This is a genomic window from Aetokthonos hydrillicola CCALA 1050, from assembly GCF_017591665.1.
Classification (GTDB): Bacteria; Cyanobacteriota; Cyanobacteriia; order Cyanobacteriales; family Nostocaceae; genus Aetokthonos; species Aetokthonos hydrillicola.
Genome location: NZ_JAAKGC010000002.1, coordinates 62,187 through 76,435, shown reverse-complemented (window position 1 = coordinate 76,435; position 14,249 = coordinate 62,187). Strand labels below are relative to the sequence as shown.

Below are 14,249 nucleotides of genomic sequence, written 5' to 3'. Positions count from 1 at the left end.
TTTTTGGCCTAGACTCAGATAGTACCAATGCTTATTCAACAGGTGAATTATGAATAAAATTGCACTGACTTTAATTTGCTGTTCTAGTTTTTTCGCCTTAACAGTATTAAATGTCAACCCAGCTTTTGCCAAGAAACTTTCCCCCCAACAAATAGCAAATCCTATATTGAGAGCAGCTGATACCCAAAAAGTTAACGTACCCATTTCTCAAGAAGATCTGCAATCTCCGTCAATGCGTTCTTTGCAAACAGAGAGAATAAAACAGCTTGCTGTGCAAAAGTTTGGTTGTGATTGCCCTGGTTGTCAAGCTCTTGCTAGTCAAATGCTACTACAAGGTCAATTACCCACACCACAGTAGTAGAGTCAAGCGAGCCAGAAAATTCCGACGCCTCGTCAAACGCCACTTTCCTCAACTGAGGATCGCTCAGGAAGGCACTGGCTCACTTTGTCTTTTGAAATTTGGACTTATTACTCCTGGTTCACCCATTTTTTCTCAAGTTCGAGAAATTACCAAAAAATGGCGCTTTACGTCTAAGCCAAGGTATATGTTTTTGTGGTCGGGCAAGTCAAATTTAGTTGACAAAAATTTTCGATTTTACAACTTTCGTTCATAACCTTGCCAATATTTATCCCGCAGTTTACCCTTCTGTATTTTGCCGCTTGGTGTTCTGGGCAAAGATTCGGTAAATTCAACACTTCTCGGTAACTTGTAATCAGCAAGTTTACCTCTAACAAAATTGATAATATTAAACGCCGTTGCTTTCATCCCTGGTTTGAGAACGATAATAGCTTTAATGGTTTCTCCCCAATCTTGATCTGGAACACCAATAACTGCTACATCAGCAACAGCAGGGTGTTCATATAAAATATTTTCAACCTCTGCTGGATAAACATTCTCGCCAGCATAGCAAATCATATCTTTCACGCGATCGCAAATGTAAAGATAACCTTCTTCATCAAAATAGCCTGCATCTCCTGTATGTATCCAGCCATCAATTAGCGTTTGTGCTGTAGCCTGGGGTAATTTCCAATAACCAATCATATTAGCAGGCGACTTGATACAGACTTCACCCACTTGTCCAACAGCTAAGGTTTCTCCCAGACTATTCACAATAGCGACTGATACACCAGGGAACGGTTTACCTGCTGACTTCAGTCTATCTGGATTAGCACAGGTATGAGCATCAGCTAGTAGACTTACAGCACAGTTTCCCGTCTCAGTCATACCATAAATTTGCACAAAGTTACAGGAAAACGTAACCATTGCTTCTCGCAATAATGACTCAGCAATAGGTGAACCCCCGTAAACGATATATTCAAGCGATGAAAAATCCGTTTGTTTACATTTAGGTTCAGTTAATAGAACTTGAATCATTGCGGGAACCATACAGGTTTTTGTTATCCGGTACTTTTCAATTGCTTGGAGAACCTCAGTTCCAACAAAAGTTTTCAGCAAAATATTTTCAGCACCAGAAGCCAAACCACGAATAGCCCACCATAAAGCACCTATATGAAAAAAAGGTAAAACCAATAAACTTTTATCTGTTGAACTCCAATTAATCCAGCTTTTACCTTGTCTCACAATTTCTTTAGCAATAGCAAAGAAACTGTAATGTCCCAATTGAACACCTTTAGGATGACCAGTTGTTCCACTTGTGTAAATTTGTACCACCACATTATACGGATCAACGATAATGTTCGGTTGAACATCACTAGGCTGTTGATACCAACTGTCGTAAATCAACCAATCATTTTGCTGAGAACTATCTAAACTAATGATGGTTTTAACACTATCAAGTTCATGGATTATCGATTTAATTAACCCGTGAAACTCATCTCCCACAAAAAGACATTCAACATTAGCATCCTTAAGGATATAGCTCACCTCAAAAGAGGTTAAACGCCAATTAATAGGGACTAGAACAACATTAATTTTCGCACAAGCAAATAATATTTCATAACTTTTGAGTGAATCTTTAGCCAATATTGCAACTCGCGCTTGAGCTTTTAATCCTTGATTTAAAAGAGCATTAGCTACGCGATCGCTTCGAGTGTGTAGCTGTAGATAAGTAAGCACCTGCTCCTCAAAAATCAGCGCTCTAGTATCTTGAAATTCGCGTGCTTGTATACTGACTAAATCTGCTAATGTTTTTATTTCATTGTTATGTATCATATAGCAATCCGTGTAGGAGTTGTAAATTTTCTCGGTTAGGGAGGGAACAGGGAATAGGAAAGACGCATATATACGTACACACAAATATGCTTATTTTTTTTCACAAATGATTTAGGGCTGCAACAGCAATTCATGCAAAAGTTGTCAATATTCTAATAGACATTCTTGCAATCCTTCAGCAACCCTCTGAATATAGGGCGGACGCATTATGGTAAAGTGGTTAGCATTTACTATTTGTGTACGGCTAACCGCCGTTGTGTATTTATTCCAATAAGTATTAGATAGTCCTTTTTCGAGACTATTCAAAGCCCACCAAATAAATAGCGGAGATTGAATCTGGGGTGGGCGGTGAACTTTGAGGAGTTGTTCGTGACTTTCGATAAGATTGACTTGTTCTTGCAGGATATTAATAGAAATCTCTGTTGAGATTAAGTTTCGTTTTTGTCCCCAAACCATCATTTTCTGCAAACGTTCACGAGAAGGTAAACTTATCAGTTCGTTTCTTAATGCTTGCTGCTCAACAGCACTCAAAGCCATGAAAGCATCAACAAAATTACCACCAAAAGCTAGCGGCAAATTCTGCAAAGAATCGTATTCAGAAGTTGGTTGATTTTCTGGTATTACAAAGGCGTCCACAAGTCCAACAAAAGCAACTTTTCGTCCTTGTTCTTCTAACTCTTTAGCAACACTGACAGCAATGACCCCACCCATAGACCAACCCATAAGATAATAAGGATCATTAGGCTGATGCTGACGAATGACTTTAGCGTATTCAACAGCCATGTCATCAATGCTATTATGCTCTAGACTGGAGTCGTTGATAGCACGAGACTGTAAACCATAGACAGGTCGATATAATCCCAGACAAACTGCTAGATGCTGATACACCATCACCTGTCCCCCCGCTGGATGAATACAGAACAATGGTGGCTGAGTTCCCTCAACTTGGATAGGAACTAAATAGGAAGGTGTTGCTGAAGCATAAACATTTTTAATGAGAAAATTCCCTATCTCTGCTACAGTAGGATACTGGAAAAGTATACTAACAGACAGGTTTGTGCCTAGTTGTTGATTAATTTGCGATATCAGTTGAAGCGCCAAAAACGAGTGTCCGCCTAACTCAAAGAAGTTATCATGAATGCCTATGGGGTTAAGTTGGAATACTTTAGCCCAAATTCCTGCAAGTACCTCCTGGAGGGAATTTTGAGGAGCCACAAAAGTTTTTTCTAATTCTAGTGTCGTTCGATAGGGTACAGGAAGCGCCTGGCGATCAACTTTACCGTTTGGTGTCAGTGGTAATGATTCTAACAACACAAATGCTGAAGGAATCATGTATTCTGGTAGTTTTTCTTTAAGAAAGCGACGTAGTTCATAAGCGATGGTGTTAGATTCTTGTTGCAAATTTATCTCAAGAATATTAAATATTTCGCAGGCTTTTCTAGGTTCAAGAACCACGTAACCTGTCAAAACCTTAACTTGGTCTTGTTCTACAGTAGTCGAGATCGCCTCCTTAATCGCAGAATGCTGTTTCAGTGCAGCTTCAATTTCACCAAGCTCAACACGGTAGCCATTAATCTTAACTTGAAAATCGTCCCGTCCTAAAAACTCAATATTACCATCAGGCAAATAGCGTCCCAAGTCACCAGTTTTGTACAAACGCTCTTGAGTTAAAGGGTGGATAATAAAGCTAGCCTTTGTTTTATCCTCATCTCTCCAATAACCTTTTGCCAATCCCGTCCCCCCAATATAAACTTGTCCACTCACCCATATAGGAGCTGGTTCCATCAACTCATTGAGGACATAAAAACGTTGGTTAGCCATTGGACGACCATAAGGAATACTCTTCCAACCTGAATTCACCTCCTCAATAGGGTAGAAAATAGACCAAATAGATGCTTCGGTAGCACCACCAAGACCAATAACTTTTACTTTAGAACAGAGAGTTTTAATCTGGTCAGGTAAACTTAACGGTATCCAATCACCACTTAGTAAGACTAACCTGAGAGTATTAAACTGAATTTCTCGATGATCTGAGGCATACTCCACTAACATTTTCATTAAAGCAGGGACTGAATTCCAAACACTAACTTGGTGTTTTATGATCAGTTCTGCCCAAACCCCCGGATCTTTAGTACTACCAGCTTCAGGAATAACAATAGTTCCTCCAGCAGCCAAAGTGCCGAAGATATCGTAAACTGATAAATCGAAACTAAGAGACGAAAGAGCTAAAACTCGGTCACTAGCATTAACATTAAACCGTTGGTTAACATCAAGTATGGTATTGACCGCACCTTGATGAGTGATCATCACACCTTTGGGTGTTCCTGTAGAACCAGAGGTATAAATGACATACACGAGATCTTCGGGTTTTTGCACTACCTCTAGTGGTTGGTTAATTAGAGAATTAGGCAACTGCTTTAAATCAGAATCATCTATACAAAGGCGTTTTATATCGTCTGACCACTCCAATGTATTGTCTAGTTTGGTTTGAGTCAGCACCAGATCAACTTCAGCTTGTTGTAAAAGATACCTTCGCCGCTCGGTTGGAAGTTGAGGATCAATCGGGACATAAGCCGCACCAGCAGCAAGAATTCCCAAAGCAGCAACAATTTGCTCCCAGCCTTTCTCCATCATGATCGCTATTAATCGGTTAGGACGACTTATTTGTCGTAGTTGATATCCTAGGTGAGTTGCGCGAGTCGCTAACTCGTGATAGGTTAAACTACAATGGGCCGATATTATAGCCGTCTGATGTGGAAGCAAACGTGCTTGTTCAAAAAACAAGGTATGGAGTAACGCAGCTTCTCGAATAGGTTTAGTAGTCGCATTAACAGCTACAAGTTGCTTTAGCTGTGTTTCTGGAAGTATTTCTCTTCTTACAGAATCCCAGTGTTCGTCCTCCTGCGCCAATTTTTCCAAGAAATGACAGTAAGCTGTAAACATCTCATCTAGAAGATTTTGAGGGAAGAGTTCTTCTACCACATCCCAGTTAAACACCAATGCAGCATTTTGCTCTGTGACTTGATGATCTAACCAAACTTGTGGCGTTTGGCTGATACTGTAGACTTCTTTTCCTAGAAAATTAAAATCTAAATCTCCCTGAGTGGAAGAATTTAAGCCTAAAATACTGGTAAAAACTATAGGCATAGCTGCGGTTAATCCCATTTTACGGCGACGAACCAATTCGCGCAGTACTTGCACCCCACTGATATCAACGTGATCTAAATCTTGCAACAATTGCTCTTGCAGTCGCAAAGCACGAACAGTAAATGTATCTTGGGTTGAATTGTCTACCGCTAATAAATTTGTGTTGGTAAAATCTCCAATAATTTGGTTTACCTGAGAATGGAGGGGAAGACGCTCAAATACAGTCAGGTTGATAGTAAATCGAGGATTTTTGCTCCACAATGTTAAAATTTCGGCAAAAGCAGCAAGTAATATTGTAGAAGGAGTTAAACTAGCGTTTTTCCCTCGCTGCTTTAATTGCTGCCAGATATTGGGTTTTAATCCTCCACGTAGACGTTTGAATCGATACTCTTTTAGCTGACTTGGAAAACAAGCTAAAGGTAATTCTGGTGCTGGGGGTAAGGTGTCTAAACGATTAAACCAATAATCTTGCGATCGCGTCACCAATTGTGGATCAGACAAAGCTTTCTTATGAAGAACGTAATCCCGAAATGATAATTCTAGCGGTGTCAAGACAATTTCAGGATTCTGATAAAGTTGATTCCACTCATAAAACAGAATCCGAATACTCGCAGCATCCATCATCAGTAAATCTATACCAATGTGAAGTCGAAAGCGTTGATTGTCTAAATAAGTGGCTTGAATATTGAACAAAGGCCATTGATCTGACGGTAACACTTGATGGGATAATGTTTGGCGAATCCCTTCTAACCGAGCATCTATTTCTTTGGGTTCCAATCCTCGTAAATCCAATATTGAAATTTCATACGGTGGAACATTTTGTAAAATTTGTTGCTCCCCTGTAGGGAGGATGATTGCCCGCAGCATATCATGGCGTTCAATTAATTTCTGCCAAGCTGCTGAGAGTCTTAACACATCTAAATTGCTAGTTTCAAACTCAATATAGCCGTTAATTGCGACATTCCCTAACTCAAATATACCACTTCGCCCTACCCAATAAGCTTGCTGAATATCAGTCAGAGGAAAAGGTTCGTACCGGTTTTGAGGATCTGGCTTAATAGTAGCTACAGAAGTTGTATTTGTATCAGAGATCTGCAACAAACGTATAATTTCTTGTTTATGTTCTCTTAGTGAATCACGTAGTTCTGGCGTTAGAACTCCTTTTGGTGCTTCAATATTTAATTTGTCATTTTCAACCCATAATGTGACGCCTCGTTTTTCGAGTTCAGCTAATAATTCTTTCCTATTCATAATTCAATTCTCTCCTTATCATCACTAGGTAAACTTGACAAGGGTTTTTGTTTTATTTTTGATAATGTTAATTGTTCATCTACAGTCAAAGCCAGTTCTGCAATATTGGTTGTTTCTACTAACAGTTGTTTCATCGACACATTGACGTTTAGTAAAGAAAGCAACTGGTTTCTTAACTGTACTAATTTGAGTGAATCCATCCCCAAAGCCAAAAAATTGTTATGGATACCTACAGCTTCTATCTCAAGAAGATCTTGCACAATTTTCGCTAAAGTTTGCTCCAGTTCAGTTGTGGGAGGCGTGAAAATTGCGTCGGAATTCAACGTTATATCGGGACTAGGTAGCGCTTTGCGATCTACCTTACCATTAGCAGTTAAAGGTAAAGCATCCAAAAGGATATACTCAGAAGGAACCATGTACTTCGGTAACTTCTGCTGGAGGTACTTTCTTAACTGGGTAGAAATTGGAGTATTGTTAGGTAATAACCACTGCTTTGTAGAAGTTAAATCTATCTTTCCACCTACAAAGCTATAAAGTAAAACCTCATTTGATTCTAGCCTAAAAATATTTTGCAACTCGGCAAATTTCAGGTAACCAATAGGACAAAGACCAATTTGATGAGTTGGTGCAGTATTCATAAGCAACTGACCAATGTGACCTGCTTCTAAAAGACAGAAGTCTTTTGCAAGCTCTCCGTACATTGGCGCGCTCGCACTCAATTTCCCAATCAAAAACAATGAAAAAGCGGACTGCTCAAAAAGCCGTTGGTTTCCACCATAAACACTGCTATCAATGTCACTCCTGGGACTTAGTAAAATCAACCTGTGATCAGCAGGATGGTAATAGTATATTCCTGCTTCTAAACTTTCTACTGCATTAGGTTTAATTAACAAGTAAGTCTGTACAGGATAAAGACTTCCAGCAGAAGGATAACGATATTTTGGGAGAGGATAATCATCCAGCTTCATCTGTAGCAAACAGCTTAAAAACTGGCTGAACTTTTCCAACGAGATAGGTTGAGCTAGAAATTGTCGATAGCTTTGACGTTCAAAATAATCCTGGGTGAGAACTTCAGATTTCGGTAACTGAATACTAAATTCTGAAGATTCTAGTTGTCGTAATCCTGGTTGTTTAAGCTTAAATTCAATACGTTCAACCGGATCAACCATCACTCCTTCTGGCTGGTAAGCTTCTTGTAATGGAAGCATATTTGTAGAGACAACATAAGCAACAAGCTGGGACTCTCCCACCACAGTGACCACCGCTTCCTTAACATTAGGATACTGTTTCAGTGGTGCTTCAATTTCTCCAAGTTCAACACGGTAGCCATTGATTTTAACCTGAAAATCCTCTCGCCCTAAAAACTCAATATTACCATCAGGTAAATAGCGTCCCAAGTCTCCAGTTTTGTACAATTGCTCCCCAGTGATTGGATGGGTTATAAAACTAGCTGTTGTTTTATCTTCATCCCGCCAGTAACCTTTTGCTAGTCCTATCCCTCCAATATAAAGCTGTCCACTTACCCATATAGGAGTTGGTTCCATCAATTCATTAAAGACGTAAAAACGTTGGTTTTTCAACGGTTGTCCATAAGGAATACTCTTCCAATTAGGATCTACCGTCTTAATCGGATAGCAAATTGACCAAATAGAAGCTTCAGTTGCTCCTCCCAAACTGGCGATCGCTACATTTGACCACAAAGCTTGAATTTGAATTGGTAAGCTTAAAGGTAACCAATCTCCACTCAACAAAGCCAACCGCAGCGATAATCGTGCTTTTTCTGGTTGTGCAAACAAATATTCTACTAACATCTGCATCAGAGCTGGAACTGAGTTCCATAACGAGACTTGCTCAGATACCATTAACTCTAGCCAGTGAGCAGGATCTTTGATTCCTTCTTTTGCAGGTACGACAATCGTTCCTCCTGCGGCTAAAACCCCAAAAATATCGTATACTGACAAATCAAAGTTCAATGCCGATAGCGCCAGTACTCGTTCAGATGGCTTTACACCAAAACGCTCGTTAATGTCTAAGATGGTGTTTACAGCTCCACGATGAGTAATCATGACCCCTTTAGGTAGCCCTGTAGAACCAGAAGTATAAATTACATAAGCTAAATCATCGGCTGTCTGTACTGATTCCAAGGGGTTAGAGTAAAGTACCCCTGAATCCTCACTTTCAACATATAAACATTGAAGATCTGATGGTAAATTTAAATGGGGCTGAGTCACTGCTAGCTTCACTTCCCCTTGCTCAAGCAGATACCACTGTCTTTCTTGAGGTAGTTCCAAATCAATAGGGAGATAAGCCGCACCAGACATTAAGATTCCCAATACCGCTACAATCTGCTCCCACCCTTTTTCTAAAATGACAGCAACCAAGGTGTTGGTAGTGGCTCCTAATTGTCGTAAACGATGCCCTAATTGATTCGCTTTGTGGTATAGTTCGCCGTAAGTTAAGGTGCGATTTGGGGTAATGACTGCGGGGGATTGAGATCTTGCTTCTACTTGGTTAATAAACAAACTATGCAAAGTTTGCTCAGAAACCGGTGCTGCTGTGTTATTCACCTCAGTTTGCTTCTCAACTTGACTTTGAAGCAGCAATTCTGTGTGAATTTCAACCCAAGCAGACTCTTTTGAAGCTAACTGCTCTAGAAAATTGCAGTAAGCTTCAAACATATCGTCTACAAAACCTTGAGGGAAGAGTTCTTCTACCACATCCCAGTTAAACACTAATGTTCCATTTTGCTCAGTAACTTGATGATCTAACCAAACTTGTGGGGTTTGGCTAAGACTGTAAACAACCTCTCCTAACTGAGAGAGCGTTGATGCGTTTTGGCTAAGAGAGTCTAAACCTAGAGTACTAGTAAAAACTACTGGCATAAATTGGTAGCTTCCTCGCCTACGGCTGAGTTCTCGCTGAATCTCTAAGCCACTAACATAGCCATGATCTAAATCTTGCCATAATTGCTGCTGTATTTGTTGCGCACGGGTGGTAAATGAATTCGGTAATGAGTTGTCTATTTCCAGAAGTGTTAAGGAGGTAAAGTCTCCTACCAACTCATTAACTTGTGGGTGCAGAGGCAAACGATGAAATAGTGTAAGATTGATTGTAAACTTAGGACTTTTGCTCCATCGGGTGAGAATTTCAGCAAAAGCGCTCAGCAACACCCCAGAAGGAGTTAAATTGACTTGGTTAGCCTGATCTTTCAATTTTTGCCATTGCTCTGGCGACAGTTTAGCACTACGACGTTTGAACTGAGGTTTGGTTATGGAACCAGGATTTTGAGCTAAAGGTAATTCTGGTGCTGGGGGTAAGGTATCTATGCGGGTGAACCAATACTCTTGAGAAAGGTGATATTGTGGTGTAGCTTGTAAAGCTAACTCCGCAACAACATAATCCCTAAATGAGAGTTCTAGTGGTGGTAATAAACTCTCAGGATTTCGGTAAAGTTCAGACCACTCTCGGAGAATAACAAACATACTTAAAGCATCACCTATCAAAGCATCAAAGCTGAGGTGAAGTCTGGTACGATTATTATCTAAGCGAGTGGCTCGAAGCTTAAACAAAGGCCATTGATCTGCTGGTAATACCTCATGTGACATCTGATGACGAATCATCTCTAGCTGTGTGGTAATGGCTTCCGGTGGTTGTCCACACAAGTCTAAAACTTCTATTTCATACAAAGGCACCTGTTGGAGAATCTGCTGCTGACCATCTGGTAAAACCACTGCTCGTAGCATATCATGACGCAAGACGAGTTTCTGCCAAGCATGGTTCAAGCTTTCCAAATTTAACAGATGACAGTCTAACTCTAAGTAACCATGAGCCGCAATATTACCAAGCTCAAAAGCTTCATTTCGACCTAGCCAATAAGCTTGTTGAATGTCTGTTAAGGGAAAGGGTTGATAACGTTGCTCTGGGGCAGGTAAAATTTTTGGCAGAACAGGAAAAGATTGTTGAGCAGGTGGAAGTTGAAGGTATTCTAAGAGGGTTTGGTTAAGTTCATCTACCGTGGGGGATTCTAACAAACGGCGTAGGGGAAACTCAACGTTAAAAGCTTGCTGTAATCGGGAAACGACTTGAGTTGCAAGTAGCGAGTGTCCACCAAGTTCAAAAAAGTTGTCGTAGATACCTACTTGTTCTAGTCGAAGGACAGAAGCGAAAATGTTGGCGATCGCGTCTTCTGTAGATGTCCGGGGAGGTACAAACTCTGAAAATCGATATTGTGATCTATCTGGTGCAGGAAGCGCACGACGATCCACCTTACCATTGGGAGTTAAAGGTAGATCTTCTAGCTCCACAAAAGCAGATGGTACCATGTATTCCGGCAACTTCTGCTTAACAAAATTACGTAGCTCACGAGTGCTTAAAGACTCCTGGTAAGGAACAATATAACCAACTAGAGACTTGTTACCTACTTGTTCTTCTCGCGTCATCACCACTGCTTCTCTTACTTGAGGATGAGTACTTAAAACCGCTTCAATTTCCCCAAGTTCTATCCTGAAACCACGAACCTTTACCTGATTATCAATCCGACCCAAAAATTCTATATTCCCATCACATAAATAACGTGCTAAATCCCCAGTTTTATAAAGCCGCTCCGAACTAAAGAATTGGTCTTTTCTACTCCTGTGATCCTGTGTTCCCCTGCTCCCTGCTAAGAGATCCCTCCTCTCTTTAAACGGATTAGAAATAAATTTCTCCGAGGTTAAATCTGGTCGATTGAGGTATCCTTTGGCAACACCAGCACCTCCAATATATACTTCACCTGTAACTCCGATAGGAACTGGTTGAAGATAGGGATCTAAAATGTAAATTTGGGTGTTTGCAAACGGACTTCCTATTGGGACTAGTCCATCAACAGATAAGTTGACCTTTCTATTTTCAAAATAAGTACTATCTATTGTCGCTTCAGTAACTCCATAGGAATTAATTAAGCGAGTATCAGAACCACAAAAACGTCGAAATTCTTCATACTCTTGAACATATAAGCTATCTGAACCTATTATTAGCAAGCGCATGAAGTGAAGATTTTGGTTAGTTCTTGTCAAATACTGAACTAAGTTTCTTAGAACAACTGGAACAAACTCTGCACTATCAATCTTTTCCTCTAGCATCAGTTGGTACAGATTCTCTGGTTCCAAAAGCCACTCACGAGGACACAACACTAATTTTGCTCCAGAACAAAGAGCGCGAATTAGATCTCCTGAAAAAACATCAAAAGAGAAACTAGCCATTTGGAGATGACTGGTTACAGAGCTAAGCTGATAAGCTTTTTCCCAAGCCCAATATGCATTAACCAGACTGCTATGAGCAATCATGACACCCTTAGACTTACCGGTAGAACCCGATGTGTAAATAACGTAAGCTAAATTTTGGAGTGTCGCACCACTTAATAGATTTGCTTCGCTTTCTTGGGAAATAATTTCCCAATCTTTGTCTAATAAAACTAGATGTGTATCCTGTTCTGGAAGAGATTCTACTAAACTTTCCTGAGTCAACAACACTGAAACTTGTGCATCCTCAAGCATGAAGTTTAAATGCTCTTTGGGATAAGCAGGATCTAATGGTACATAAGCACCCCCTGCTTTAAGAATTCCAAGCAATCCCACAACCATTAAAAGCGAACGTTCAACACAAATACCCACTAGTACGTCTTGTCTTACTCCTAATTTTTGCAAGTACCGTGCTAGTTGATTCGCTTGGTTGTTTAACTCTTGGTAGGTTAGTTGCTGGTCTTTAAAAGTTACTGCTACCGCGTCGGGAGTTCTTTTTACCTGAGCTTCAAACAAGTGATGAATACACTTATCATGAGGGTATTGTATTTGATTATTGTTCCGTTCAACGAGCAAATGATGTTGTTCTGCTTCGGTTAGTAAGGATAATAACGAAATTTCCTGATTTCGATCAGCGATAATTCCCTTTAGTAAGACTTGGAAGTGATCAGCCATTCTGCTAATCGTTGCAGAATCAAACAAGTCTGTGTTGTACCTTAAAATACCAGTAAGTGATTCTGTTGTCTCCATCATATCGAAGACAATATCATTTTGTCCTTCTTGCTGGGGAATTACAAAAGGCTCTAGACGTAAACCTCCCCAATCTTCTCTAGGGTGTGTTTTAGTAGATATTGATAATTCATAGTCCTCTGCCATTTCCTGTAATTTCAACAAGTTAAACGAAACTCGGAAAAGTCCTGGAAGGCTGGGATCTCGGTTTACCTGCGATCGCACACTCAGCATAGGAGAGGGATAATCTTGATGCGTAAGAGCAGCTAAAACTGTTTGACGCACTTGAGACAGAAGCTTTGAAAACGTGGGATTTCCAGCAAGATTAGCCCGCAAAGCAAGCATATTCACAAAGAAACCCACCGTAGAAGCAAATTCAGATTGACTTCTACCCTCAGTAGGAGAGCCAACTATAATATCTTCTTGACCTGTGTAGCGGTGAAGCAACACTTGAAAAGCTGTCAATAAAACCATGTAAAGAGTTGCACCTTCAGCCTTCGCGATCGCCCTTAAACTGAAAGTCAACTCTTTACTCACCTCAAAGGTATGAGAAGCCCCTTCATAGCTTTGGATTGGTGGTCGCGGTCTATCAGTCGGTAACTTTAATACTGGTAACTCACCTGCTAATTGTTTCTGCCAATAGACCCAAAGATTTTCTCCAACAGGACTGGCTAACATGTGCCGTTGCCACTGGACAAAGTTTTTATATTGCTGTTTACTAGAAGCTAGTAGATATGATGGGCTACTTTTGTCTTCAGACTCGTATAGCAAACGCAACTCATTGAGAATAATTCCGAAAGAGAAGCCATCAACAGCAATGTGGTGTATTGTCAGTAAAAGCACATAATCTTGTGTAGAGCGAGTAAATAAACTCACTCGCAGGACAGATCCTCGTTCCAAATTGAAGGGACGCTTATATGCTTCGATCACTTTTGTGGTTAACTCATCAGAGTTCCAAGTTGAAGCGTCAATTGTCTCGAAACAAAGTTCCTGGGATTCATGAACTTCTTGAAAAGGTTCACCATCTCGTTGACCAAATGTACTGCGCAGTGTCGGATGGCGAACAATTAAAGCTTGAAAAGCACGTTGCAAAGCCGCAACATTTAAATGGGAGCAGATGCGTGCTGTAAAAGCAATGTTATAAGCTGCGCTCTGAGGTGCAAGTTTATACAAAAACCACAAACCTTGCTGACCATGGCTGAGGGGATAAGATTGAGAGGGGTTAAAATCTTCGCTTCGACTCAAGTCTTCCTTATCCTCACAGAGGATCTGTTCACTTACTTGTGTTGCAAGATTGATGATGTTGGAATCCTCCATAAATTTCACTACAGGTATATCTACCTCTAGATCAGTTCTCAGTTGGTTTCTCAACTTCACAGCTATTAGGGAATCAATTCCCATATAATTGAGACTTTGTTCTACATCTAGTTCTGATGCACTTATCCCTACAGCTTTGGCAATCTGCTCTTGAATGTAAGTTATCAATAAGTCTTTACGTTCATTTGCAGATACTTGTGTCAATTTTTGTAAAAGTTTATGGCTTTCTATAAACACCTGTTCTGCTTCTTTTTGTGGTTTATTTTCATCAACAAATTCTGAGTACATGGAAGAGTAATTTATGTTTTAATTCAATTAATTAGGTTATGTAGTTTGGGTTTCGTTCCTCAACC

Annotated in this window: 4 protein-coding genes; 1 reads left to right on the top strand and 3 read right to left on the bottom strand. The window is 40.2% G+C overall.

What is annotated here, in order from left to right; all coding sequences use genetic code 11:
• Positions 1-49: 49 nt before the first annotated feature.
• Positions 50-358 carry a hypothetical protein gene (locus G4P69_RS01490; protein ID WP_208338300.1) on the top strand — a complete coding sequence of 103 codons (309 nt, stop codon included), beginning with the start codon at positions 50-52 and terminating at the stop codon, positions 356-358.
• Between the two features lie 237 nt (positions 359-595).
• On the opposite strand, the gene G4P69_RS01485 is transcribed toward G4P69_RS01490, so the two are convergent.
• The 3 genes from G4P69_RS01485 to G4P69_RS01475 all read right to left on the bottom strand — a co-directional run bounded on the left by G4P69_RS01485 (position 596) and on the right by G4P69_RS01475 (position 14,184).
• A complete protein-coding gene (locus tag G4P69_RS01485; protein WP_208338301.1) occupies positions 596-2,173 on the bottom strand; it encodes a long-chain-fatty-acid--CoA ligase in 1,578 nt (525 codons plus the stop codon).
• Between the two features lie 144 nt (positions 2,174-2,317).
• Positions 2,318-6,571 (bottom strand): non-ribosomal peptide synthetase, encoded by a 4,254-nt coding sequence (locus G4P69_RS01480; protein WP_208338302.1) that lies wholly within the window; start codon positions 6,569-6,571, stop codon positions 2,318-2,320.
• On the bottom strand, positions 6,568-14,184 hold the full coding sequence (locus G4P69_RS01475; RefSeq protein ID WP_208338303.1) for a non-ribosomal peptide synthetase: 7,617 nt from the start codon (positions 14,182-14,184) through the stop codon (positions 6,568-6,570). Before G4P69_RS01475 ends, G4P69_RS01480 begins: the two co-directional genes overlap by 4 nt.
• Positions 14,185-14,249: the final 65 nt, after the last annotated feature.